This is a genomic window from Desertivibrio insolitus (assembly GCF_017355965.1).
Lineage (GTDB): Bacteria > Actinomycetota > Actinomycetes > Actinomycetales > Microbacteriaceae > JAFIQW01.
The window spans coordinates 392,126-415,636 of sequence record NZ_JAFIQW010000002.1 but is presented as its reverse complement, the minus strand read 5'-3'; the positions used below and the strand labels follow the sequence as shown (position 1 = coordinate 415,636).

21 protein-coding genes are annotated in these 23,511 nt (G+C 72.3%); 10 read left to right on the top strand and 11 right to left on the bottom strand.

Going from position 1 to position 23,511, the window contains the following annotated elements; all coding sequences use genetic code 11:
• Nucleotides 1-128: 128 nt before the first annotated feature.
• The 5 genes from JUB10_RS15020 to JUB10_RS05855 are packed head-to-tail and all read left to right on the top strand — an operon-like array spanning nucleotide 129 to nucleotide 5,629.
• The gene (locus JUB10_RS15020) at nucleotides 129-1,526 is read left to right on the top strand and encodes a glycerophosphoryl diester phosphodiesterase membrane domain-containing protein (protein WP_307859110.1); all 1,398 of its coding nucleotides are present in this window, start codon (nucleotides 129-131) and stop codon (nucleotides 1,524-1,526) included.
• Entirely contained in the window at nucleotides 1,523-2,164 is a 642-nt protein-coding gene (locus tag JUB10_RS05870; protein ID WP_207454731.1) for a DUF4129 domain-containing protein, read from the top strand. Before JUB10_RS15020 ends, JUB10_RS05870 begins: the two co-directional genes overlap by 4 nt.
• Nucleotides 2,161-3,321 (top strand): DUF4350 domain-containing protein, encoded by a 1,161-nt coding sequence (locus tag JUB10_RS05865; protein ID WP_207454730.1) that lies wholly within the window; start codon nucleotides 2,161-2,163, stop codon nucleotides 3,319-3,321. Before JUB10_RS05870 ends, JUB10_RS05865 begins: the two co-directional genes overlap by 4 nt.
• Nucleotides 3,322-3,365: 44 nt before the next feature.
• Nucleotides 3,366-4,316: an AAA family ATPase gene (locus tag JUB10_RS05860; RefSeq protein ID WP_207454729.1), complete on the top strand. Its 951-nt coding sequence runs from the start codon at nucleotides 3,366-3,368 to the stop codon at nucleotides 4,314-4,316.
• A complete protein-coding gene (locus tag JUB10_RS05855; RefSeq protein ID WP_207454728.1) occupies nucleotides 4,316-5,629 on the top strand; it encodes a DUF58 domain-containing protein in 1,314 nt (437 codons plus the stop codon). Before JUB10_RS05860 ends, JUB10_RS05855 begins: the two co-directional genes overlap by 1 nt.
• Before the next feature lie 119 nt (nucleotides 5,630-5,748).
• On the opposite strand, the gene JUB10_RS05850 is transcribed toward JUB10_RS05855, so the two are convergent.
• On the bottom strand, nucleotides 5,749-6,744 hold the full coding sequence (locus JUB10_RS05850) for a stage II sporulation protein M (RefSeq protein WP_207454727.1): 996 nt from the start codon (nucleotides 6,742-6,744) through the stop codon (nucleotides 5,749-5,751).
• A 16-nt stretch (nucleotides 6,745-6,760) separates the two neighbouring features.
• On the opposite strand from JUB10_RS05850, the gene JUB10_RS05845 reads away from it, so the two are divergent.
• Nucleotides 6,761-7,612, top strand: coding sequence for an RDD family protein (locus tag JUB10_RS05845; protein ID WP_207454726.1), 852 nt, complete (start codon nucleotides 6,761-6,763; stop codon nucleotides 7,610-7,612).
• 87 nt (nucleotides 7,613-7,699) lie between these two features.
• Here the strand turns inward: JUB10_RS05845 and ahcY are convergent, their stop codons facing one another.
• From ahcY to JUB10_RS05830, 3 genes are all read right to left on the bottom strand, one after another.
• Complete coding sequence (ahcY, locus tag JUB10_RS05840) at nucleotides 7,700-9,181, bottom strand: adenosylhomocysteinase (protein ID WP_207454725.1); 1,482 nt, start codon at nucleotides 9,179-9,181, stop codon at nucleotides 7,700-7,702.
• A 74-nt stretch (nucleotides 9,182-9,255) separates the two neighbouring features.
• The gene (locus tag JUB10_RS05835; protein ID WP_207454724.1) at nucleotides 9,256-10,677 is read right to left on the bottom strand and encodes a phosphomannomutase/phosphoglucomutase; all 1,422 of its coding nucleotides are present in this window, start codon (nucleotides 10,675-10,677) and stop codon (nucleotides 9,256-9,258) included.
• Nucleotides 10,674-10,895: a DUF3499 family protein gene (locus JUB10_RS05830; RefSeq protein WP_207454723.1), complete on the bottom strand. Its 222-nt coding sequence runs from the start codon at nucleotides 10,893-10,895 to the stop codon at nucleotides 10,674-10,676. The genes JUB10_RS05835 and JUB10_RS05830 overlap by 4 nt, the downstream gene beginning before the upstream one ends.
• Nucleotides 10,896-10,939: 44 nt before the next feature.
• Here JUB10_RS05830 and JUB10_RS05825 point away from each other — a divergent pair, with 44 nt between their 5' ends.
• Entirely contained in the window at nucleotides 10,940-11,374 is a 435-nt protein-coding gene (locus JUB10_RS05825; protein ID WP_207454722.1) for a metallopeptidase family protein, read from the top strand.
• 22 nt (nucleotides 11,375-11,396) lie between these two features.
• On the opposite strand, the gene JUB10_RS05820 is transcribed toward JUB10_RS05825, so the two are convergent.
• From JUB10_RS05820 to JUB10_RS05800, 5 genes are all read right to left on the bottom strand, one after another.
• On the bottom strand, nucleotides 11,397-12,809 hold the full coding sequence (locus tag JUB10_RS05820; protein WP_207454721.1) for a DUF5719 family protein: 1,413 nt from the start codon (nucleotides 12,807-12,809) through the stop codon (nucleotides 11,397-11,399).
• The gene (locus JUB10_RS05815) at nucleotides 12,802-15,618 is read right to left on the bottom strand and encodes a glycosyltransferase family 2 protein (protein WP_207454720.1); all 2,817 of its coding nucleotides are present in this window, start codon (nucleotides 15,616-15,618) and stop codon (nucleotides 12,802-12,804) included. The genes JUB10_RS05820 and JUB10_RS05815 overlap by 8 nt, the downstream gene beginning before the upstream one ends.
• Nucleotides 15,619-15,693: 75 nt before the next feature.
• Complete coding sequence (locus tag JUB10_RS05810; protein WP_207454719.1) at nucleotides 15,694-16,020, bottom strand: WhiB family transcriptional regulator; 327 nt, start codon at nucleotides 16,018-16,020, stop codon at nucleotides 15,694-15,696.
• A 354-nt stretch (nucleotides 16,021-16,374) separates the two neighbouring features.
• On the bottom strand, nucleotides 16,375-17,337 hold the full coding sequence (gene galE, locus JUB10_RS05805; protein ID WP_207454718.1) for a UDP-glucose 4-epimerase GalE: 963 nt from the start codon (nucleotides 17,335-17,337) through the stop codon (nucleotides 16,375-16,377).
• A gap of 6 nt (nucleotides 17,338-17,343) precedes the next feature.
• On the bottom strand, nucleotides 17,344-17,562 hold the full coding sequence (locus JUB10_RS05800; protein ID WP_207454717.1) for a hypothetical protein: 219 nt from the start codon (nucleotides 17,560-17,562) through the stop codon (nucleotides 17,344-17,346).
• Between the two features lie 90 nt (nucleotides 17,563-17,652).
• Here JUB10_RS05800 and JUB10_RS05795 point away from each other — a divergent pair, with 90 nt between their 5' ends.
• Together JUB10_RS05795 and JUB10_RS05790 are read left to right on the top strand one after the other, a co-directional pair.
• A complete protein-coding gene (locus JUB10_RS05795; RefSeq protein ID WP_374191690.1) occupies nucleotides 17,653-18,618 on the top strand; it encodes a GlxA family transcriptional regulator in 966 nt (321 codons plus the stop codon).
• A 103-nt stretch (nucleotides 18,619-18,721) separates the two neighbouring features.
• Entirely contained in the window at nucleotides 18,722-19,819 is a 1,098-nt protein-coding gene (locus JUB10_RS05790; protein ID WP_207454715.1) for a hypothetical protein, read from the top strand.
• A gap of 16 nt (nucleotides 19,820-19,835) precedes the next feature.
• Here JUB10_RS05790 and manA read toward each other — a convergent pair whose 3' ends face one another.
• Nucleotides 19,836-21,020, bottom strand: a complete 1,185-nt coding sequence (gene manA / locus JUB10_RS05785) for a mannose-6-phosphate isomerase, class I (protein ID WP_207454714.1) — start codon at nucleotides 21,018-21,020, stop codon at nucleotides 19,836-19,838.
• A gap of 106 nt (nucleotides 21,021-21,126) precedes the next feature.
• Between manA and JUB10_RS05780 the strand changes: the two genes are divergently transcribed.
• Complete coding sequence (locus JUB10_RS05780; RefSeq protein WP_207454713.1) at nucleotides 21,127-22,335, top strand: acyl-CoA dehydrogenase family protein; 1,209 nt, start codon at nucleotides 21,127-21,129, stop codon at nucleotides 22,333-22,335.
• Here the strand turns inward: JUB10_RS05780 and JUB10_RS05775 are convergent.
• Nucleotides 22,332-23,441 carry an acyltransferase family protein gene (locus JUB10_RS05775; protein ID WP_207454712.1) on the bottom strand — a complete coding sequence of 370 codons (1,110 nt, stop codon included), beginning with the start codon at nucleotides 23,439-23,441 and terminating at the stop codon, nucleotides 22,332-22,334. The genes JUB10_RS05780 and JUB10_RS05775 overlap by 4 nt on opposite strands.
• Between the last annotated feature and the right edge of the window lie 70 nt (nucleotides 23,442-23,511).

Sequence of the window (23,511 nt, the reverse complement as noted above, 5' to 3'; positions counted from 1 at the left end):
TGGGCACCAGAGTAACGGTCCCGCGACACGGGGGCTCGGGCGCCCGCTCTCCCGCTCCGCTTCGTGGTCGCGGCGGGCTGTGGGAACATGACTGCCGGGCGGAGGGATCGCCCGCGGAGGGAGGGTCCGTGAGCGACGCACAGGAGGGCGCCGACCGCGAGCGCCCGCCCGTGGGAGCGACGCCTCCTCCGCCGCCGGCCCCGCCCGTACCGCCCGCCCCGCCGCAGCAGCAGGGCTCGCCCGCGCAGCCGTTCGCGGCGCCGCAGCCGCCCGCGGCATCCGCCCCGCCGCAGCCCTTCGGCGCGCCCGCCGCTCCGTCGCAGTACGGCTGGTCGCAGCCGCAGACCGGGCAGCCGTTCGCGGCGCCGACCCAGCAACCCGTCGGCGCGCCGCAGCAGCCGTTCGCCGCTCCAGCCGGGCAGCCGTTCGGCACCCCCGCCGGGCAACCCTTCGGCTCCGCCCCTGGCGCCCGTCCCGGGTGGGCCCCGCCGCCGAAGCCCGGCCTCGTGCCGCTGCGCCCCATGACCCTCGGCACCCTGCTCGGGGCGTCGTTCCAGGTGCTCCGCCGCAATCCGCGCCCGACCTTCGGGGCGTCGCTGCTGCTGCAGGGCCTCGTCGCCGTGATCTCGGGGCTGCTCGTCGGCTTCGTCGCGGTCGCCGCGTTCAACCGCGTCGAGAACGCCGACCCCGCCGACTACGACGCGGTGCAGGCCGGCTCGGTCGGCATCCTGCTGCTCTCCTCGCTCGTGCCCGCCGTGCTGTCGCTCATCGTGACGAGCGTGCTGCAGGGCGTCATCGTGCTCGAGGTCGCCCGCGGCACCCTCGGCGAGAAGCTGCGCTTCCGCGAGCTCGTGGCCCTCGCCCGGGGCCGCATCGGCGCGCTGATCGGCTGGGCGTTCGTGCTCACGCTCGCGGTGCTGCTCGCGATCGGGCTGCTGCTGCTCCTCGTCATCCCGCTCATGGTGATCGGGGGCGGCGCGGGGGTCGCGATCGGCGTGATCGTCGGCATTCTGGGCACGCTCGCCCTCGTCGTGCTCTACGCGTGGCTCAGCACCCGGCTCGCGTTCGTGCCGAGCGCGATCGTGCTCGAGCGCCTGCCGCTGCTCGCGGCCGTGCGACGGTCGTGGACCCTCGTCGGCGGCTACTTCTGGCGCACGTTCGGCATCATCCTGCTCGTCGCGGTGATCGTGAACGTCATCGCGAACGTCGTCTCGGTGCCCGTGACGCTCCTCGCACCGATGCTGATCCTGCTCGTCGACCCGACCGGGGCGAACCCCGCCCTCGCGGGGGTGCTCGGCGTCGCGGTGCTGCTGCTGACGCTGCTCGTCACCGTCGCGTTCGTCGCGGCCGCCCTCGTCGTGCAGTCCGCCACGACCGCCCTGCTCTACCTCGACCTCCGGATGCGCAAGGAGGGGCTCGACCTCGACCTGCAGCGTTTCGTCGAGGCGCGGCAGGCGGGCGCGACGGATGCCGCGGATCCCTTCCGCCCGCGCGACGCGGCCCGGCCGCAGGGCGGGCGGGCGTGATCCTCCCCGCCGAGGTGCCCGTCGACCCCGGCACGCCGGAGGACGCGCGGGACCGCCTGCTCGAGGAGCTGTCGAAGCCCGAGTACCAGGCGGCCCGGCCGACCTGGTTCGACCTCGTGGCCGAGGCTGTGCAGGACTGGCTCGCGGGCCTGCAGTTCGGCGAGCTCGAGGGCCCTCCCGCCCTCGCGCTGCTGCTGATCGGGCTCGCCGTCGCCGCCGCGCTCGTCGTGGCGTTCGTGGTCTTCGGACTGCCGCGCCTCAATCGCAGGAGCGTCGCGTCGTTCGAGCTGTTCGGCGCCCGCGACGGGCGGAGCGCCGACGAACTGCGTGAGGCGGCCGAGGCCGCCGCCGCCCGAGGAGACTTCGCCGCCGCGATCCCCGAGATGTATCGCGCCATCGCCCGCGGCCTCGCCGAGCGCACGATCGTGACGCCGAGCCCCGGATCGACCGCGCACGACTTCGCCCGGCGCGCCGCCGAGGCCTTCCCCGACCACGGCTGGCGCCTCGAGGCCGCGGCGACGACCTTCGACGGGGTGCGCTACCTCGGGCGCGTCGGCAGCGCCGCCGAGTACGCGTCGGTCGCCGAGCTCGAGCGCGACATCCGCTCCGCCACCCCGCGCCTGGCGGTCGCCGCGTGAGCGCACCGGGAACGACGGTCTCCACCCCGACCGTCCGCGCGGGACTCCGTCGCGTGCGCTTCTGGATCATCGCGGTCACGTTCCTGCTCGTGGTCGCCGTCGCGACGCTGCTGCTGACCACCGGCGGGGGCGACGGTTCGCCGCTCAGCCCCGAGAACCCCGCCCCCGAGGGCAGCCGAGCCGTGGTCGAGGTGCTGCGCGACGAGGGCGTCGACGTGTCGGGCGCGGCCTCGTTCGAGCAGGCGATCAGGGAGGCATCCGGTGCCGACGTGCTCGTCTACGACCCCAACAACTTCCTCGACGATGCGCGGTTCGACGAGCTCGCGGATGCCTCGGCGCGGCTGATCCTCGTGCAGCCCGACGACACCGACCTCGCCGCGCTCGCACCGGAGCTCGACGAGGACGAGGACGCGTTCGCGCCGGAACCCGAGGCCGTGGAGCCCGGCTGCGCGCTCGGAGCGGCGGAGGACGGCGGCACGCTGTGGCTCGACGGAACCGTCTACGACACCGGCGGCGCGAGCGGCTGCTACGAGCTCGCCGACGACCGCTTCTCGGTCGTCGAGACGGGTGACACCGTCGTGCTGGGGTCGCTGCTGCCGCTGCAGAACGACTCGATCGTGCGGGAGGGCAACGCCGCCTTCGCGCTCAGCCTGCTCGGGCGGAGCGGGCGGCTCGTCTGGTACCTCCCCTCGCCGCTCGACGTCGACATCGCCGAGGCACCGACGCTCGGCGAACTGACCCCGCAGTGGCTGCCACCCGCCTCCGGGCTGCTCGTGCTCGCAGGCATCGCCGCGATGGTGTGGCGCGGGCGCCGCTTCGGTCCTCTCGTCGTCGAGAACCTGCCCGTCGTCGTGAAGTCGAGCGAGACCATGGAGGGCCGCGCGCGGCTGTACGAGAACTCCTCGGCGCGCACGCGCGCGCTCGACGCCCTGCGGCTCGGCACGCTCGAGCGCCTGGCCGGCCGGCTGGGGCTGCCCCGCAGCGCCGGGGTCGACGAGATCGTCGCCGCGACGGCGAGGGTGCTCGGCACGGACGCCGCCGGGCTCCGACAGCTGCTCGTCGACCGTGCGCCGGAGCACGACGCCGACCTCGTCGCGCTGTCCGACGAGCTGCTCCGCCTCGAGCGCGCGGTCGAGCAGGCGACCCGGGCGCACTGAGCGCGAGTCATCCGGATGCGGACAACACGAAAGGGAACGATGCGATGAGCGAGCTGAGACAGGCCTTCGGGCGTGTGCGGACCGAGGTGGCGAAGTCCGTGGTCGGGCAGGACGGCGCGGTGACCGGCCTGCTGATCGCGCTGCTCGCCCAGGGGCACGTGCTGCTCGAGGGCGTGCCCGGCGTCGCCAAGACGCTGCTCGTGCGCACGCTCAGCCGCACCCTGAGCCTCGACACGAAGCGCGTGCAGTTCACCCCCGATCTCATGCCCGGCGATGTGACGGGCTCGGTGGTCTACGACGCGAAGCTCGGCGAGTTCGAGTTCCGCGAGGGCCCGGTCTTCACGAACCTGCTGCTGGCCGACGAGATCAACCGCACGCCCCCGAAGACGCAGTCGTCGCTGCTCGAGGCGATGGAGGAGCGGCAGGTCACGGCCGACGGGCAGACCCGTCCGCTGCCGTCGCCGTTCCTCGTCGCGGCGACGCAGAACCCGATCGAGTACGAGGGCACCTACACGCTGCCGGAGGCACAGCTCGACCGCTTCCTGCTGAAGCTCGTGCTGCAGGTGCCCGACCGCGACACCGAGTTCCAGGTGCTGTACCGGCACGCGGGCGGCTTCAACCCCCGCAACCTCGACGCCGCGGGAGTCACGCCCGTGCTCGGACCCGCGGAGCTGCAGGCCGCCCAGGCCGAGGTCGTGCGGGTCGGCGCCTCCCCCGACGTGCTCGCCTACATCGTCGACCTCGCCCGCGCGACCCGCGAGAGCCCCTCGGTGCGGCTCGGGGTCAGCCCCCGCGGCACGACCGCGCTCCTCGCCGCGTCGAAGGCGTGGGCGTGGCTCAACGGGCTCGACGCGATCACGCCGGACCACGTGCAGGCGATGGCCCTGCCGGTGCTCCGCCACCGCCTCGCGCTGCGCCCCGAGGCGGAGCTCGAGGGCGTCTCCGCCGACACGATCCTCACGTCGATCCTCCAGCAGGTGCGGGTGCCGATCTAGTGACAGTCTCGGGCTGGTTCGTCCTCCTCGTCGCGCTCGGCGTCGTGCCGATCGTCGCGACGGGCGAACCCCTCGTGTTCTTCGCCTGGCTCGCGCTGTGCGTCGTGCTCGGCGCGGTCGACCTCGCGCTCGCGGGGTCGCCGCGCCGGGTCGGGATCGAGCGGCAGCTGCCCACGCGCGTGCGGCTCGGCGAGACCGTCGAGTCGACGCTGCTGCTCACCAACCGGGGCACGCGGACGATCCGCGGGATCGTGCGCGACGGGTGGCAGCCCTCCGCCGGCGCCGCGACCGCCCGCGCCCGCGTCGATCTGCCCGCCGGGGAGCGGCGCGCGGTCACGATCCCCCTCACGCCGTTCCGCCGCGGCGAGCGGCGGGCGATGCACGTCACCGTGCGCTCCTTCGGGCCGCTCCGCCTCGCCGCGCGCCAGGCGACGATCGACGCGCCCGCCGCGATCCGCGTGCTGCCGCCGTTCCACGCCCGCCGGCACCTGCCCTCCCGGCTCGCCCGCCTGCGCGAGCTCGACGGCCGCACCGCCGTCATGGTGCGCGGTCAGGGCACGGAGTTCGACTCGCTGCGCGAGTACGTGCGCGGCGACGACGTGCGCTCGATCGACTGGCGGGCGACGGCCCGCCGCACCGCCCCGGATGCCGCGGGTCCGACCCTCGTCGTGCGCACCTGGCGCCCCGAGCGCGACCGCCGCGTCGTGATCATCCAGGACACCGGCCGCACCGCCGCCGCCCGCATCGCCGACGAGCCGCGCATCGACACCGGGTTCGAGGCCGCGCTGCTGCTCTCGGCCCTCGCCTCCCGCGCCGGCGACCGCGTCGACTTCGCGATGTGGGACCGCCGGGTGCGCGGACGCGTGCAGGGCGCCGTCGGCGCCGAGCTGCTCTCCCGTCTCGTCGACACGATGGCGCCGGTCGAGCCCGAGCTGCTCGAGACCGACTGGTCGGCCGTGCCCGCGCTCGTCCGCGAGATCACCTCGCGCCACGCGCTCGTCGTGCTGCTGACGGCGATCGACGCCCCGGGCGCCTCCCGGGGGCTGCTGTCGATCATGGGACAGCTCACCCGCACGCACACGGTCGTCGTGGCATCCGTCACCGATCCGGCCGTGCTCGAGGCGACGAAGCAGCGCCGCGACCGCGCGGAGGTGTACCGCGCCGCCGCCGCGGAGCGCGCGCTGCTCGACACCGCCCGCGTCTCGGCGGCGCTCCGCCAGCTCGGGGCGGAGGTCGTCACGGGCGCGCCGGCCGACCTGCCGCCCGCGCTCGCCGACCGCTACATCGCGCTGAAGGCGGCCGGGCGGCTCTGAGGCATCCGGTGCCGGCGTTCGTTGCCGCCGCGGCGCCACGCCGCGCACTTCTCACCGGGATGGGCAGCAACTACTGCGTCAGTCGGCGAGAACTGCGCACTCCGCGGATGCCTCGCGGCTCAGCCCGCGGTGAGCCGCCGCGCCCCCGCCTCGAACTCGTCGAGGTCGCCGGTCTGCCCCGCGCGGTACGCCCGGCGGCCGACAACCCACTGGTAGACGAGGAACGCCACGAGCGCGATCGTGCCGATGGGGATCTTGATCCAGAACGGCAGCGCGGAGCCTGTCACGAAGCCCTCGACCACGCCGGAGACGAGCAGGGCGAGGATGAGGCCGACGACGACCGTGAAGATCGCCCGGGACTCGGTCGCGAGCGACTCCAGGCGGGTGCGCGGTCCCGGCGCGATCCACGCCCAGAAGATGCGGAGCCCCGCCGCTCCGGCGACGAAGATCGAGTACAGCTCGAGCTGGCCGTGGGGAAGGATGTAGAGGAAGAAGATGTCGCCGCGGTCGTAGGCGAACATCAGCCCGCCCGACATCCCGATGTTGAGCGCGTTGTTGTACAGCAGGTACGGCACGAACACGCCGAGCACGCCGAAGGCGATGCACTGCGCCGCGAGCCACGCGTTGTTCGTCCACACCTGGCCCGTGAACGACGACGGCGGGTTCTCCGAGTAGTAGGCGACGAAGTCCTCCTCGACGAACTGCCGCCGGAACTCCTCGTCGCCGAACGTCGCGAGCACCGCCGGGTCGCGGTAGGCCCAGTAGCCCCACAGCACGGCGATGACGATCGTCGCGACGGTCACCGCGAGCGTGAGCCAGCGGATGCGGTACAGCGCGGCCGGCAGCTGGGCGAGGAAGAACCGCGGCAGCTGCTGCAGCACGTTCGAGCTCGCGCCGGTGAAGCGCAGCCGGGCCCTGGAGAGCGCGAGGGAGAGCCGGTCGCCCTGGATCGACTGCCCGGCGCTCGTGCGAATGGCCGAGAGATCGGCGGCGCCCGCCTGGTACCGCTCGATGAGGCGGTCGGGCTCGGAGCCCTCGAGTCGGCGCTTGCGGCCGAGGCGCGCGAGCTCGTCCCACTCGTCCTGGTGGGCCCGGGCGAACGCGTCGAGATCCATCTGCTGTAATACTCCCATGGCCCAGGTGGAGCAGTCCTCGCTCGCCTACGCCGACCACGAGCGCGAACTCATCACCGGTGAGGCGGTCGCCCTCGACCTCCGTCCGGCCGGATTCATGCTCCGCGCCGCGGGCGCGGCCATCGACTTTCTGTGCGTCGTCGTGCTCTACATCGGGATCGTGCTGATCGCGTTCTCGCCGCTGTTCTCGCAGTTCCTCGACAACGCCTCCGCCGCCGCCGTCGCGATCGCCTCGCTCGTGCTCTGCATCGTCGTGCTGCCGGTGACGATCGAGACCGCCACGAAGGGCAAGTCCATCGGCAAGTACGCGATCGGCGCCCGCGTCGTGCGCGACGACGGCGGGGCGATCGGCTTCCGGCACGCCTTCATCCGCGGCCTCGTCGGCGTCATCGAGGTCTTCATGTCCTTCGGCGGCATCGCCGCGATCACGGCGATGCTCAACGGACGCTCCAAGCGCCTCGGCGACCTCCTCGCCGGCACCTACAGCCAGTACGAGCGGGTCGCGAAGCTGCCGCCGCCCGCGCTCGACGTGCCACCCGAGCTCACCGACTGGGCGCGGCTGGCGGACGTCGCCCGGATGCCCGACGCGCTCTCCCGCCGCATCAGCCAGTTCCTGTCTCAGGCGCCGAAGCTGTCGCCCTCGACGCGGGACCGGCTCGCGCGCGAGCTCGCGAACGAGGCGTCCGCCTTCGTCTCCCCCGTGCCGCAGGCCCACCCCGAGGCGTTCCTCGTCGCGGTGTCGGCGGTGCGCCGCGGCCGCGAGTACGCGGCCCTCGAGGGCGAGCGCACGCGGCTGCAGCTGCTCTCCCCCGTGCTCGAGGGCACGCGCCGGGGCTTCCCCGACCGCTAGACCACGGCCCGGAACGACGGATGCCGCGAGGCGTCGGCCCCGCGGCACCGTCGGCCGCCGCCCTGACCGGGCGGCGCGGCTCTGCGCTCAGTAGCGGTAGTGGTCCACCTTGTACGGCCCCTCCGGGTCCACGCCGATGTATGCGGCCTGCTCCTCGGTGAGCTGCGTGAGCTCGACGCCGAGCGCGCCGATGTGCAGGCGCGCCACCTTCTCGTCGAGCTTCTTCGGCAGCACGTAGACCCGGTTCTCGTACTTGGCGCCGTCGACGTACAACTCGAGCTGCGCGAGCACCTGGTTCGAGAACGACGCGGACATCACGAACGACGGGTGACCGGTCGCGTTGCCGAGGTTCATCAGGCGACCCTCGCTGAGCACGAGGATGCTGCGGCCGGTGGGCAGCCGCCACTCGTGCACCTGCGGCTTGATCTCGACCTTCTCGGCGCCCTCGAGCGACTCGAGCGCCGCCATGTCGATCTCGTCGTCGAAGTGGCCGACGTTGCCGACGATCGCGAGGTGCTTGAGTCCCAGCAGGTGATCGATGGTCACGACGCGCGTGTTGCCGGTGCCGGTGATGAGGATGTCGATCTGGTCGATCACGCTCTCGAGCTTCGCCACCTGGAAGCCGTCCATCGCGGCCTGCAGCGCGTTGATCGGGTCGACCTCGCTGACGATCACGCGGGCTCCCTGGCCGCGCAGCGCCTCGGCGGCGCCCTTGCCGACGTCGCCGTAGCCCGCGACGAACGCCACCTTGCCGCCGATCAGCACGTCCGTGGCACGGTTGAGGCCGTCGGGCAGCGAGTGCCGGATGCCGTACTTGTTGTCGAACTTCGACTTGGTGACGGAGTCGTTGACGTTGATGGCGGGGAAGAGCAGATCGCCCTTGGCGGTGAGCTCGTACAGGCGGTGGACGCCCGTCGTGGTCTCCTCGGTGACGCCCATGATGCCGTCGCCGACGCGGGTCCAGCGGGTGGGGTCGGCCGCGAGGGAGCGGCGCAGCAGGTCGAGCACGATGCGGTACTCGCCGCTGTCGCCCTCGGATGCCTCGGGCACGAAGCCCTGCGCCTCGAACTCGCGACCCTTGTGCACGAGCAGGGTGGCGTCGCCACCGTCGTCGAGGATCATGTTCGGGCCGTCCCAGTCCTCACCGGCAGCGGCGGCCTCCGCGGACCAGTCGAAGATGCGGTCGGCGCACCACCAGTACTCCTCGAGAGTTTCGCCCTTCCAGGCGAACACCGGCACGCCCGCGGGGGCGTCCGGGGTGCCGGTCGGGCCGACGGCGATCGCCGCGGCGGCCTCGTCCTGGGTGGAGAAGATGTTGCAGCTCGCCCAGCGCACCTGGGCGCCGAGGGCGACGAGGGTCTCGATCAGCACGGCGGTCTGCACCGTCATGTGCAGGCTGCCGGCGACACGCGCGCCCTTCAGCGGCTGCGTCGGGCCGAACTCCTCACGGAGGGCCATGAGTCCGGGCATCTCGTTCTCGGCGAGGCGGATCTGGTGGCGTCCGGCCTCGGCGAGCGAGAGGTCCCGCACCTTGAAGGGCAGCACGGATGTCTGGGGCGCGAGGGTCATGTGTGCAATTCTCGCATCCGAGGGCGCCCTGTTACCGGCTCCGCGTCGGGCTGCCCTTCAGCTCACGGAACGACTCAAGCGCGGATGAGCGCGAGCACCTCGTCGCGCACCCGCTCCATCTCGGCCGGGCTCGACGCCTCGACGTTGAGCCGGAGCAGCGGCTCGGTGTTCGACGGGCGGACGTTGAACCACCACCAGTCGGCATCCGTCGACACGGGGCCGGTGACGGTGAGGCCGTCGAGCTCGTCGAAGTCGCCGCGGCCGGAGAACCGGTCGACGATGCGGGCGTAGACGGCCGGGATGTCCTCGACGGTCGAGTTGATCTCGCCGCTCAGCGTGTAGGGGCTGACCGCGTCGGAGAGCGCCGAGAGCGGGCGCTCCTGCGAGCCGAACTCCGCGAGCACGTGCATCGCGGCGAGCATGCCGTTGTCGGCGCCCCAGAAGTCGCGGAAGTAGTAGTGCGCCGAGTGCTCGCCGCCGAAGATCGCGCCGCTCGCCGCCATCTCGTCCTTGATGTACGAGTGCCCGACGCGGGAGCGCAGCGGCTGCGCGCCAGACCGCTCGATGGTCTCGGGCACGAAGCGCGACGTGAGCAGGTTGTGGATGACCACGATCTCGCCGTCGGGCTGGGCCGCGCGCACGCGGTCGATCTCGCGCTTGGCGACGATCGCGGCGATCGCCGAGGCGCTCACGGCCTCCCCGCGCTCGTCGACGAGGAAGCAGCGGTCGGCGTCGCCGTCGAAGGCGAGCCCGAGGTCGGCACGGTGCTCGACGACGGCCTTCTGCAGGTCGACGATATTCTTCGGGTCGAGCGGGTTCGCCTCGTGGTTCGGGAACGTGCCGTCGAGCTCGAAGTAGAGCGGGATGATCTCGATCGGCAGCTCAGGCAGGCCGGCGGCCGTGCCGAGCACGGCGGGCACCGTCTTGCCGCTCATCCCGTTGCCGGCGTCGACGACGACGCGGAGGGGACGGATGCCGGAGAGGTCGACGAGCGAGCGCAGGTAGCCCGCGTACTCCGCGAGCAGGTCGAGCTCGCGGTAGCCGCCCTGCTGCTCGGCGACGGGGATGCCGGAGGCGAGGAACTCCTGGGCGCGGTCACGGATGCCGCCGAGGCCGGTGGAAAGGCTGATGCCCTGGGCGCCCGCACGGCTGAACTTGATTCCGTTGTAGGTCGCGGGGTTGTGGCTCGCGGTGAACATCGCGGCCGGGGCGTCCAGCCGGCCCGACGCGAAGTAGGTCATGTCGGTCGAGCAGAGGCCGATCGAGACGACGTTCGCGCCGCGCTTGCGCGCGCCCGAGGCGAAGGCGTCCTTGAACTCCGGGGACGAGTCGCGCATGTCGTGACCCACGACCACGTCGCGTCCGGCGGCGCCGACCTCGTCGACGAAGCCCGCGGCGAGGGCCTCGACGACCTCGGGGGTCATCTGGGATCCGACGAGGCCCCGCACGTCGTAGGCCTTGATGAACGCGGTGAGGTCGATGGTCTGCGAAGTCACGACGCAAAACCTACATCGCCGAGCACCGCGTGCCGCACGACCTGCCAGCCCTGCGGGGCGGAGAGTCGCTCGGAGTGGCGCGCGCACAGGTCGTAGCTGTGCGGCTCGGGATGCTGGCTGAGCGGCCCCAGCACGACCATCGAGTCGGCGTACACGTAGGTGAGCGTCACCGTCGCCTGCTCCTGGCAGGAGACCTTGCTGCACGGACGTGGGGACATCAGGGCTCAACGATACGTGCCGCCCCGGCGATTACGATTGCAACATGCCCAGATCGGGATCGCGTCGCTCGAGTGCCCGTCTGAAGTCCCGTGACCGGCACGGCAGAGGCATCCGCGGGTCCGTCGCCGGACCCCACCTTCCGCTGCTGAGGACCAGGCTCGACCTGTTCGACCAGACCGTCGCGTCGGCCGTGGACTACGTGCGCGACCTGTGGCCGGACGAGCTCGAGGGCGTGCGCTTCGAGGTCGCCGGGGTGCCGCGCACCGTGGGGCGCGCCGGAGTCGACCGCTGGGCGGTGTCGCGTGCCGAGCGCCGCGTCGTGCTGTACCGGCTGCCGATCGAGCGGATGGCCCACCTGCACAAGAACGACGAGTGGCATCGCCGCTCGCTGATCGAGAGCTGCGTGTTCCGGGCCGTCGCCGAACTGCTCGGCCGCGACCCGTGGGACATAGCGCCGGAGCGCTACCGCCACTTCTGACGCCGAGCGTCGCGGGCGTGCGTCAGCGCGGCACCGGGTACACGGTGATCGGCGACGAGCCCGGCGCGGGACGGCCGAGCGCGAGCCATCCGGCCTTGGCGGGCGTGCCGTATGAGGCCGCGGCGTGCAGGCCCTCGGTTCCCGTCAGGGTGTAGGCCGCGGATGCCTCGACGGGAACGCCGACGGCACCGCCCGCCGGGACCTCGACGCTGCTCGTACCGCCGGGAGCGGCCACGGTCACGGTCGCGGGAACGTCCGCCGGATTCGCGAGGCGGAGCGCCGCACCCTCGCCCGGTGCGAGGACGGCGAGCGTCGTGTCGCCCAGCGTCTCGGTCGTGGTCGACCAGGCGAAGTCGTTGACGCCGGCGTCGTCGGCGGTGGCGACCCGCATCGCGGCGACGAAGGGAGTGTCGGCCGTGAGCTCGATCGCGTAGGCGCCCTCGGCCAGCCCCTCGACGGGGAGGTCGAAGACGACCCCGGCCTCGAGCGGGACGTCGAACACGGCGCCGGCCAGGTTCGGGTCCTCCGGCACGACGGTGACCGAGACGGTCGTCGGCTGCCCGCCGGTGGCGAGCAGCCGCAGCGTGGGCGCGAGGTCGCCGTAGCCCTCCTCGCCGAGCCGGTTCTCGACGGCGGCGACCTGCCCGAGCACGACGCCGGGGATCACCGCGTCGGTGGCAGGAGGCGCCGAGGGCCCGATGAGGTCCACTCCCCCGGCCTCGAGGGTCCGGACGGTGGTCTGCTGCAGGTCGGCGACGACGGAGCCGCCGCGACTGGAGACGTGCACGACGGGTGAGACCACGTCGGGGGCGAAGCCCGCGAGCGAGAGCACCCGCTGACTGCCGGCCGCGACCGAAATGCCTTCCGTGCCCGGCGCGGTGATCGGGCCGCCCTCGCCGTAGAGGTCGAGGTCGACCGTGGCGGGCACCTGCGACGGGTTGGCCAGCGTGAGCACGGTCGTGCGTCCGGTGGTCGTCGCGCCGCCGACGAGCCAGGCGTCGCCCGACCCTTCCTGGCACGCTGCCACGGCGAGGCCGGCCTGCTCCTCGCCGGTCAGCGTCTCGGTCTGGCTGCCCGCGAGTTGCGAGGCGGCGTCGACCGGTGCGAGGGCGCCGACGGCCGGCAGAGTGCCGGTGGAGTTCTGCGTCGCGCTGAGCGAGCCGTTCGTGACCTCGCCGGACGTCGCGGCGAAGAGCGTCGCGGGGGTCCCGCTGCTCGAGACGGCACCGTCGGCGCCGACCGTCAGCATCGGCCCCGGGCAGGCGCGCTGCTGCGTCGTCGCGACGGGCTCGACGAGGATGCCGTCGGCGGTGACGCTGTATTCGGGAAGCGGCGCGAAGGACGCCCCGGCGACGGCGCCGCCCGCCAGCACGAGCGCGGCGCTGATGGCGGCGACGCGGAGCGCGTGGCGGCGGCGGGTCCTGGGGTCAGTCATCGTCCTCAACCTCGAAGGTCTGCGCGGGGGCCAGCGGTTCGGGCTTGATCCTGCGCACCCGGCGCCGCGACGTCGGCACGGCGAGCAGGGCGCTCACGAGCAGCACCGCGGCCTGGGCGGAGGCCACGCCGACGGAGAGCGTCGACGGGGCGGCGGCGGCGATCGCGGCATCCGTCGCCTGGGGGAAGCGCCAGAGGAGGCCGCGCACCGTCTGTCCGACGGGGGTCACGCGCGCGTTGCCGTCGAGCGCGTCCGACACGCGCTGCGCGATCGCCTGCTCCTCCGCGGTGTCGCCGGGGGTGAGCAGCACGAAGCTCAGCGCGTACTCGTCGAGGTCGGCGCTCGGGTCGTAGCCGCTCTCGCTCGCCAGGTTGCCGGCGAGCACGGCGAGCCGGCGCCCGTCCTCCGAGGTGCCGGTCGCGGTGTAGGCGAGCGTCGACTGGTCGTCGAGGGTGGAGCCGTCGCCCACCTCGAGCCGGGCGGCGAGGCCGGCGCCGTCGGGCTGCAGCACGAGGGTCGACCGGCCGGGCGTCGCCTCGTCCGCCGCGACGACGTAGGGCGGCAGCAGTCGCGGGTTCGAGGGCTGCACGAGCGCGGCGCCGGTGACGGCGGCGAGGGCCACGGGCGCGATCGCGAGCGCTGAGCCCACGGCGGCGACGGTGCCGAGGGCGCTGGGCACGCGGATGCCGTCGAGCGCGAGGGCCGCGGCGCCGACCAGGCCGAGCCAGTAGAGCGAGAGGGGGCCGCCCGTCCAGAGCGGCAGCGCCTCGGCGCCGTCGACCGCGACCGCGAGGGTCGACGCGACGACCGCCGTGGCGAAGCCGACGAGCGCGACGGCGAGTGCGGGCACCGCCCGCCGCACCGGTCCCGTCGCGAGCGAGGCGAGAGCGAGAAGCGCCACGGGCGCGACCGTGACGGCGACCACCGCGGGTGTCCACGCGGCGACGTCGAAGTTGGCGAGCAGGTCGTACCAGCCGCTCACCCCGCGTTCGGGGAAGCCGAGGGCGAGCTGCCACGGGGTCGCGGGCGCGAGCGCCGCGGGGGCGCCGGGATCCGCGAGCAGCCCGAGCGGGGTCCCGCGGGAGGTCTGCTCCACCGCTAGCGGCGCATACAGGGCGAGCACGGGCAGCAGCACCGCCAGCACCCGCACCAGGCGCCGCACGTGCAGCGCGGCCCGGACGAGCACCGCCAGCGCGAGCGGCGGGACGAGCGCCGGTACTCCCGCTCCGATGACGGCGAGGAGCAGCCCGGCGGAGGCGGCGGCGGGCCAGGAGCGGGGTGCCCGCAGCAGCGCGAGCGCGAAGACCGGCAGCAGCACGTGAGCGAGCACCGCGCCGAGCCGACCGTCCGAGAGGGAGGTGAGGAACATCGGCGCGAGCGCCCAGACGACGGCGCCGACGGCCGGCACCCACGCCCGGTGGACGGTGACGTCGCGCACCGCGAACCAGGCGGTGAGGCCGGCGAGCGGGATCGCCGCGAGCACGAGGAGCACGACCGAGAGGGAGGGCTGCCAGAAGGTCAGGGTCCCCAGCGCGGCGAGCACCCATGCGAACGGATCGGCGGCCCCCGTGAAGCCCGCGCCGAGGTCGCGCCAGCCCGAGTAGAGGTTGCGCCAGAGTTCGCTCACCTCGTGCGCCAGCGGCAGCAGGCCTCCTCCGGAGGCGGCCTCCGCACCGACGAACGGGTGCAGCAGCACGAGTGAGAGCGCCGTAAGACCGAGCACGGTCCAGAGCCCCCCGGAGGCGACGAAGGTCGCCGGGTTCAGCTCCTCGTGCTCGACCGCGATCGACGCCACGGCCGCCTCGCGGTGCTGCGCGCGTCGTTCCCGCACCTCCGCGGGGCTCATCCGGAGCGGGGCGATCGCCTTCCAGCCGAGCCGGCGACCACGTCGCAGCCGCGTGCGCGCCGACACGACGGCGCCGATGCGGGCCATCGCGACGAGGGCGGCGACGAACTCCCCGGGCACGGCACCGGGTCGCTTGCGGAGCAGGTGCCAGACGCTGCGCACCATCGCGAGCGGCAGGAGGCTCAGCCAATGCAGCGGCGCGGCCCACCACGGCGCGTAGACCAGGCGACGGTGCAGCCCCGCGGTGCGGACGAAGCGACGCCGACGTGCCGGCGTGACGTGGCCGCGTCCGAAGGTCTCGGGGGAACCGCTCGTCACGACGCGTGCGTCGGGCACCGTGACCACCCGCACGCCCGCGAGCCGCGCCCGCACGGCGAGATCGAGCCCGGCGTCGAGGTGAGGGAGGGCCGGGTCGAAGCCGAGCCGCTCGAGCAGGTCACGCCGGATCAGCATGCCCTGCGCGCTCACGCCGAGCACGTCGTGCTGCTCGTCGTGCTGCGCCTGGTCGAGTTCGTCGTCGACCAGTTGTACCGTCGCGCCGAGGCGGGTGAGGGTCTGCCCGAACGAGGCGATCGTGTCGCGGCGCGCGGCATGCACGAGCTTAGGTCCCGCGACGCCGACGGAGGGCGCCCGCTCGACCGCGGCGAGCAGCGCGCGGAGAGCGCCGGGCTCCGGCGCGTTGTCGTGCCCCAGCAGCCACACCCACTCCGCGTCGGAGGCGGGGTCGTCGAGGGAGCGCACGCCGTGCATGACCGCTTCGCCGAACCCGAGTTCGTGCCGCAGGGAGACGACGTGACCGGGGTTGGCCCGCTCGAGCAGGGCCCGCGTGGCATCCTTCGACGCGACGTCGACGGCGACGACGCGATCGGGAGCGTGGGTCAGAGCGGCGAGCGCGTCGAGCGTCGCCGGAAGTACCCCCGCCCCGGTGGAGGCGACGAGGATCGCAGTGACTCTCGGATGCATCGCCTGCACCTTAAGCGCCGCTCGCCGCGGTCCCCGAGAGGACCGCGGCGAGCCGCTCAAAGCCTTTCGGCGTTATTACGCCGTGCGCTTGCGGAGCTTGCGACGCTCGCGCTCCGACAGTCCACCCCAGATGCCGAAACGCTCGTCGTTCTCGAGCGCGTACTCGAGGCACTGCGCGCGCACCTCGCACGAACCGCAGATCTTCTTGGCCTCGCGGGTCGACCCGCCCTTCTCGGGGAAGAAGGCCTCGGGGTCCGTCTGCGCGCACAGGGAGTCGGCCTGCCACGCCAGCGGGTTGTCGTCGTCGTCCTGGGCCGGGCGACGAACGCCGGGCACTCCCAGACGGACCGGGTCGACGAACCAGTCGTCGGGCACACCGGCACGAAGCTCCGTGATAGCCATTAGCACACTCTCCCCTCAACGCCCGCGCGGCTGGCGCAAGCACTTGTGTAATTACACCGGTGTAATCAGGGGCTAGTCAAGCCGCGGAACCATACGACCTCAACCGGTGCTGCAGGGTTAGCCGCGCGCGGCGTGTCACCCCTTTGGGGGGAATTTGCAGAGGGCGCAAGGCATCCGCCGATGCCTCGCATCGGCCGACACGCCGCTGCTTCCGCGGATCTCGGTGCTCTGGCGAGGCTCGCCGGAGCACCGATCGGATGAGGGTGAGCGACGGCCTTCGGGTGGCCGGACGCGGCGTGTTGAAACCTGGTTTTTACATTCGACCACGCGCGGGCTGGGAGCCCGCCACGAGAGTCAGGCCGCGCGACGGCGCGCGTCCCAGGCGGAGCGCACCATGTCCTCGAGCGAGTGCCGCATCTGCCAGCCGAGGTCACGCGCGGCGAGATCGCCGCTCGCGACGATGCGGGCGGGGTCACCGGCGCGGCGCGGCCCGATCTCCGGCTCGAAGTCGATGCCCGTCACGCGAGCGACGGCCGTCATGATCTCGCGCACGGACACGCCGTCGCCGCTGCCGAGGTTGTAGGCGACCTCGAGCTCCTCGCCCGCCTCGAGCAGCCGCGCCGCCTCGACGTGAGCGAGCGCGAGATCGGACACGTGCAGATAGTCGCGCACGTTGGTGCCATCCGGAGTCGGGTAGTCGTCGCCGTTGATTTTGGGAGTGCGCCCCTCGACGAGGGCGTCGAAGACCAGCGGGAACAGGTTGTGCGGGCTGGTGTCGTAGATCGACGGGTCGCCGGAGCCGACGACGTTGAAGTAGCGCAGCGACGTGTGCTTCAGCCCGGTGGCCACGGCCTGGTCGCGCAGCAGCCACTCGCCGATGAGCTTCGACTCGCCGTACGGCGACTGCGGGTTCTTCGGCGTGTCCTCGACGACGAGGTCGACGTCGGGCGTGCCGTAGACGGCGGCCGAGGAGGAGAAGACGATCTTGTCGACCCCCGTCGCCGCCATCGCCTCGAGCAGACGGACGGTACCGGTGACGTTCTGGTCGTACGTGTGGAGCGGCTTCTGCACGGAGACCCCCGCGTACTTGAAGCCGGCGAGGTGCACGACACCGGTGACGCCGTGCTCGGTGACCGCGCGCTCGACCGCATCGCGGTCGAGGATGCTGGCGCGCACGAGCGGGGTCTTCGGGCCCACGAAGCCCTCACGTCCGCTCGCGAGGTTGTCGAGGGCGACGGCTGCGATGCCCGCCTCTTCGAATGCCTTGACGACGTGCGCCCCGATATATCCGGCCCCGCCGGTCACCAACCATGCCACGGTGTTTCAGCCTAGCGAGCGCGGATGACGCGGGGCGGGAAGCCTCAGCGAGCGGCGCGCCCGCGGCGCCTTCCTCGCCTCCCTCCTCGCGGGCTTCCGGTCGAGGAGGCGGAGGCGATCGGGGTCGAGCGGCCGCGGCCGGTACCCGTCGAGCAGCAGGTCCTTCACGGTGGCCGCGATGCCCGCGACCACGAGGACTCCGAGAACGATGATGAAGATGTCCATGGCAGGAAAGCTACGACTGGCTCGAGAATGCCACGAGTGGCAGGATTGCCGGACATCGTCGTTCTTCTGCCACTCGCCGGGAGGCCCCCCGTGATCCACTCCGTCGCTCTGCTCGCGATTCCCAACACCGCGCCGTTCGAGTTCGGTGTCATCTGCGAGGTGTTCGGCATCGACCGGACCGACAGCGGCGGACCGAGCTGGGACTTCCGCGTCGTCACGGCGGACCCGGGCCGCGTCCCCATGAGCCTCGGCTTCGACATCGTCGTCGACGAGGGGCTCGACGCGGCCGAGGAGGCGGACCTCATCGCCGTGCCGGCGCACACGGCGAGCGCCGCCGAGATCGACCCCCGTTACTTCGAGTTCCTGCGCCGCGCGCATGCCCGCGGGGCCTGGATCCTCTCGGTCTGCACCGGCGCGTTCGTGCTCGCCCGGGCCGGGCTCCTCGACGGCCGACGCGCGACGACGCACTGGATGCACGCCGACACCCTCGCCGCGCTCTTCCCCCGGGTCGAGGTCGACCCGGACGTGCTCTTCGTCGAGGACGGCCGCATCGTGACATCCGCCGGCACCGCGGCCGGGATCGACGCCGCGCTGCACCTCGTGCGCCGGGAGCACGGCGCCGCCGCAGCGAACGTGATCGCGCGCCGGATGGTCGTGCCGCCGCAGCGCGACGGCGGGCAGGCGCAGTTCATCGAGACGCCGATGCCGGAGCACCGGTCGGACTCGCTCGCCGAGGTGACCCGATGGATGGCGGAGAACCTGCACCGCGAGCTCTCGGTCGACGAGCTCGCCCGACGCGCGCTCATGTCGCCCCGCACCTTCGCCCGCCGCTTCCGCGCGGAGACCGGCACCACCCCCGCCGCCTGGCTCGGCCGTCAGCGGCTCATCCGCGCCCAGCAGCTGCTCGAGGCGACCGACGAGCCGCTCGAGCTCGTCGCGCAGCGGGCGGGCTTCGGCACGGCCGCGGTCATGCGCAGTCACTTCGTGCGCGTGCTCGGCACGACCCCCACCGCGTATCGGCGGACGTTCGGGGCGCGGGCGGCGGTCGCGTCGTAGCGACGCCGCCGCTTCGGCCGCCGGACGCGCCGCGCGCAACGACTGCATCACGTTCCGCGGAGGTGGGCCGGCTGCGGCCCTCCTGACTCGTAGCCTGCGGCTCATGAACCGACGACGCATGATCGCGCACTCCGCCGCGGTACTCGCGATGCTGGCACTCGCGGGTTGCACGAGCACGCCCGTCGCCGAGCCCACCCCACCTCCCACGACGGCTCCCGCCAGTCCCACCCCCGTCCCCACGGCGACCACGGCCCCGCCCACCGCCACCCGCCCGACGCCCTACTGGGGTTTCGAGTGCTCCGATCTCGTCGACCCCGCGGAGCTCTCGTCGCGGGTGGGGGTCGAGCTGACCGCCGTCACGGATCGCGAAGGGCACCTGGGCAAGCGGAAGCACGGTCCCTCCTCCTATCACTACCGGCAGCTGGGCGGGCTGGATTGTGCGTGGACGAACGGGCAGGCCGAACGTTCCGAAGCCGGATACGTCGGCCTCGAGATCTCCCTGCTGCCGAACTCCACCCAAGGCTGGAGATGGGCGACCGAGGCGATCGAAGGCGCGACCGAGATCGACTGGCACTGCGGTGACAGGTACGGCTGCAGCATCCAACGGCTCGTGCGCGACACCTGGATCGTCGTGGATCTCGCGTGGGGCACACCGAACGCCCTGCCCTCGTCTCGTCCGGTCGTCGAGGAGTACCTGGCGCGGACGGAGCAAGCCCTCGAGGCCGCACCCGAGGGGCAGCGCCCGTCGACCGACAACCCCTCGGCTGCGTACTCGACGGAGGCCTGCGAGGCCGTCATCACGCCCACCCAGGTCGCTGCGGTCTACGGCCGCGAGCTCGTCTCCACCGGGTGGGTGGACGGCCCGTGGGCGATCCAGTTGGAGGCGGAACGGCGGGCCGCGATCGGATGCCAATACGCGGCCGACTCCGGAATGGATACGCCGGCGACGGCTTCTCTCTCCTGGATCCCGGACGGCGAGTGGGCATGGCAGCAGGCTCGTCCGACGGGAGAGCCGATACAGCTGCAGGACGGCCAGCACGCGACGCTGAGCCTGCTGGACTGCGGTGCCGACTTCTGCGAGCTGAACGTGCTCGTCGATTCGACCTGGATCGAGTGGACGATGTTCCTCTCTGACGGGAGCGACCCGGCCCAGTTGGCTCCCGCACTCGTCGAGGCGTTCGTCGCCACCGTCGGCACCTGACCGGCGTCGCCCGTTATCAGGCGCCGGTCGTCGCCAGATACACCGTGCCGGCCCCCTCGAAGGTGAGCGCAGCCTCATCCGGCGTGATGAACACCGCGTCGCCGCGCTCGAGAGTGAGCGACGACGTCGCGCCCTCGAGCTCGACGGTGCCGTGGGTACAGAGAGCGATGGCGGGGCCGGTCAACTCGTACCCGGCGTCGGTCGCTCCGCCCGGCACGAGCGAGATGTGCGCCAGCACGAAGTCGGGCACGTCGGGCCGGAAGACGCGGATGCCCGGTGCCGGGATCTCGGGCTCGAGGTAGGGCGCAGGCAGAGGGCGGAAGTCGAGCACCTCGAGCAGTTCGTCGACATCGACGTGCTTGGGCGTGAGGCCGCCACGGAGCACGTTGTCGGACGCGCTCATGAGTTCGATGCCGAGCCCGTGCAGGTACGCGTGGATGTTGCCTGCGGGCAGGTAGAGCGCCTCGCCCCGGGCGAGCGTCACCCGGTTGAGCAGCAGCGAACCGACGACCCCGGGGTCGCCCGGGTACTTCGCCGCGAGCTCGCGCACGGTCTCGAACTCCCGCGCGTACGGCCCGCCCGTGATGTCGACCACGAGCTCCGACACCCGCTCGACGAGTTCGGTGACGCCCGGCCCGCGGGTGGCGAGCCACGCGAACGCATCCCGCAGGTCGCCGAGTCGGTCGCGCAGCTCCTGCAGCTCCCGCGGGCGCGGCTCCGCCGATGCGGCATCCGCCTCGAGCAGGTGATCGAGGATCAGCCGCGTGTCGTCGGTGTCGCGGAAGCCGGCGAGCGCCTCGAACCGGTCGCTCACCGCGACGATCAGCTCGGGCTTCGCGTACGGGTCCCTGTAGTTGCGGTGGGGCGCGTCGATCGGGACGCCCGCCGCGTTCTCGCGCTCGAAGCCCGCTCGCGCCTGCTCGGGGCTCGGATGCGCCTGCAGCGAGAGCGCCGACTCCGCCGCCAGCACCTTCAGCAGGAAGGGCAGACGCGGATGGGACCCGAGGGCTTCGTCGCCCTGCTGCTCCAGCCAGCTCGCGAGGTCTCCCCCACCGTGCAGCACGCTGGGTGAACCGGGATGCGCACCGAGCCACAACTCCGCCTCCGGCGCACCGCTCGGCAGTCTGCCGAGCAACTCCGCGATCGCGGTGTGCGAGCCCCAGTCGAAGGGCCTGGGCGTGTTGGTGATGCCTACAAACATGACGTCCTGTTCTCGAGCCTGGCTGGCACCAAAGTACAACCGGCTTGGTGCACGGATGCCGCGTGCCTAGCCTCGTCGCGGTTTCCCGCGAGCAACGGAGCGATGCATGGCGATCGACGCCCTTTCCACCGACCTCATCGAGCTGCAACAGTTGGGCAGCGACTTCTACGGCTTCGAGTCGGATCTGAGCGACCGAGAGAAGGACGTGCTCGCCCGGCTGCGGGCGTATCTCGAGACCGAGGTGAAGCCGCTCGTCAACGACCACTGGGCGCGCGCCGAGTTCCCCCACCGGATCGTCAAGGGCCTCGCCGACCTGGAGATCTTCGCCATGCCGTGGGAGGAGGTCCGGCCGTTCGAGAACTCCGCCGTGTTCCGCGGCTGGGTTGCACTCGAGCTCGCGCGAGTCGACCCGAGCGTCGCCACGTTCTGCGGCGTGCAGAACGGCCTGGCGATGGGCGCCATCGGCGTCACCGGCTCGTCCGAGCAGCGTGCGGAATGGCTGCCCCGCCTGGCATCCGGAGAACTCGTCGGCGCCTTCGGGCTGACGGAGCCGCTGTCGGGATCCGACAGCGCGCAGGGCCTGCGCACGATCGCGACGCGGGACGGCGACGATTGGATCCTGAACGGGTCTAAGCGCTGGATCGGCAACGCGACCTTCAGCGACATCACGATCATCTGGGCGAAGAGCGCCGAGGACGGGCAGGTCAAGGGGTTCATCGTGCCGACCTCGACGCCCGGCTACACCGCGACCAAGATCGAGAACAAGCAGTCGCTGCGCATCGTGCAGAACGCCGACATCACCCTCGAGAACGTGCGCGTACCGGAGTCGCTGCGCTTGCAGAACGCGAACTCGTTCCGAGACACCGCCGCCGTGCTGCGGCTGACGCGCGCCGAGGTCGCCTGGGCAGCGGTCGGTACGGCGATGGGCGCGTACGAGGCGGCGCTGGAGTACGCCGGGAAGCGCATCCAGTTCGGCAAGCCCATCGCCGGACATCAGCTCGTGCAGGACCTGCTCGTGAAGTGCCTCGGCAACATCACCGCATCGATCGCCATGGTGACCCAGGTGTCCCGGATGCTCGACGAGGGCCGCCAGCGCGACGAACACTCCGCCCTCGCGAAGGCGTTCACGACGTCGCGGATGCGGGAGACGGTCGCGTGGGCCCGCGAGGCGATGGGCGGCAACGGCATCGTGCTCGACAACGACGTCGCCCGCTTCCACGCCGACGCCGAGGCTCTCTACTCCTACGAGGGCACCCGCGAGATGAACACGCTCATCGTCGGCCGCGCGATCACCGGACAGGCGGCGTTCGTCTAGCGGATGACGGGGGCACCCTCGCCCCGGGTGAGCGAGCGCTCGACGGCCGCGCGCAGCCGAGGTCCGAGAGGCTTCTCCACGAACCGCCAGATCAGCCACGCCACCACCAGCGACGCCGTGATCGCGAACGCGAGTACGGCGTACGCCGGCAGGGCCGGGTACAGCGCCGCGATCAGGCGCCAGCCCCACAGCTCGTGCATCAGGTACAGCGGATACGCGAGCGCTCCGACGAAGGTGAGGCCCGGCAGGCGCACGGTGGACAGAGGCGTCAGCGTCGCGGCCATCACCGCCAGCAGCATGAGGGTGAGGATGACGGCGACCACCGGGTAGGGCAGGGCGTTGTCGGCGACGCCGATGTTCCACGGCAGGATGAACGAGTACGCCACGCGCATCGCGAACGCCCAGTTGAGCAGGATCAGCAGGACCGTGGCCGGGGTCCACCCCTCCTGCCAGACCAGGTAGATCAGCATGCCCAACGCGAAGAAGGGCGCGAAGTTCGGCTCCAGCAACGCCCCCAGGAAACCGAACCCCGTGCTGGTGGCGAGAGCACCGGCGACGGGCCAGAACGCGCAGAGCAGCAGCACACGCTTCCTCGTCACGCCGATGAGCGCCAACAACCCGAGCAGCAGGTAGAACTTCAGCTCGACCCAGAGCGTCCAGTAGACACCGTCGACATGCGGCGCCCCCCAGGCGGTCTGCAGCATGGTCAGATTCACGATGACGTCGGGCAGGCGCACGTTCGAGGTGGCCGTGTTGAAGCCCCTGTCCACGAGAAGCAGGGCTCCCGTGGTCACGACCGCGAACCAGTAGGCGGGGTAGAGCCGACCGATACGGGACGCGGCGAATCCGGCTGCCGTGCGACCGAAGAGACTCATCAGGATGACGAAACCGCTGATGATGAAGAAGAGGTAGACGCCGAGACTTCCGTACTGAGCGAACCCGCTGAGCGTCGGGAACACGATCGACGGGTCCGTGCCCCAGGCGGGAGACGGCCTGCCCGCGAAGTGGAACAGCACGACGAGCAGAGCACCGACGAAGCGCAGACCGTCGAGGACGACGAGTCGCTCCTTCGATGGCGCGAAGTCCGCCGCGCGCGCTTCTACCATGCCTCTCCCTGGCCTTGGCCCTCGAAGAGGGGCACTGCATCGTAACGGACGGCGGCACCCGCACGATCAC

Coding starts and splice junctions, on each gene's coding strand:
- JUB10_RS05820 (WP_207454721.1), bottom strand. CDS start 12,809: ATGACTGACCCCAGGACCCGCCGCCGCCACGCGCTCCGCGTCGCCGCC.
- JUB10_RS05790 (WP_207454715.1), top strand. CDS start 18,722: ATGAACCGACGACGCATGATCGCGCACTCCGCCGCGGTACTCGCGATG.
- JUB10_RS05810 (WP_207454719.1), bottom strand. CDS start 16,020: ATGGCTATCACGGAGCTTCGTGCCGGTGTGCCCGACGACTGGTTCGTC.
- JUB10_RS05825 (WP_207454722.1), top strand. CDS start 10,940: ATGCCCAGATCGGGATCGCGTCGCTCGAGTGCCCGTCTGAAGTCCCGT.
- JUB10_RS05815 (WP_207454720.1), bottom strand. CDS start 15,618: ATGCATCCGAGAGTCACTGCGATCCTCGTCGCCTCCACCGGGGCGGGG.
- JUB10_RS05850 (WP_207454727.1), bottom strand. CDS start 6,744: ATGGATCTCGACGCGTTCGCCCGGGCCCACCAGGACGAGTGGGACGAG.
- JUB10_RS05800 (WP_207454717.1), bottom strand. CDS start 17,562: ATGGACATCTTCATCATCGTTCTCGGAGTCCTCGTGGTCGCGGGCATC.
- JUB10_RS05780 (WP_207454713.1), top strand. CDS start 21,127: ATGGCGATCGACGCCCTTTCCACCGACCTCATCGAGCTGCAACAGTTG.
- JUB10_RS05860 (WP_207454729.1), top strand. CDS start 3,366: ATGAGCGAGCTGAGACAGGCCTTCGGGCGTGTGCGGACCGAGGTGGCG.
- JUB10_RS05845 (WP_207454726.1), top strand. CDS start 6,761: ATGGCCCAGGTGGAGCAGTCCTCGCTCGCCTACGCCGACCACGAGCGC.
- manA (WP_207454714.1), bottom strand. CDS start 21,020: ATGTTTGTAGGCATCACCAACACGCCCAGGCCCTTCGACTGGGGCTCG.
- JUB10_RS05775 (WP_207454712.1), bottom strand. CDS start 23,441: ATGGTAGAAGCGCGCGCGGCGGACTTCGCGCCATCGAAGGAGCGACTC.
- JUB10_RS05830 (WP_207454723.1), bottom strand. CDS start 10,895: ATGTCCCCACGTCCGTGCAGCAAGGTCTCCTGCCAGGAGCAGGCGACG.
- ahcY (WP_207454725.1), bottom strand. CDS start 9,181: ATGACCCTCGCGCCCCAGACATCCGTGCTGCCCTTCAAGGTGCGGGAC.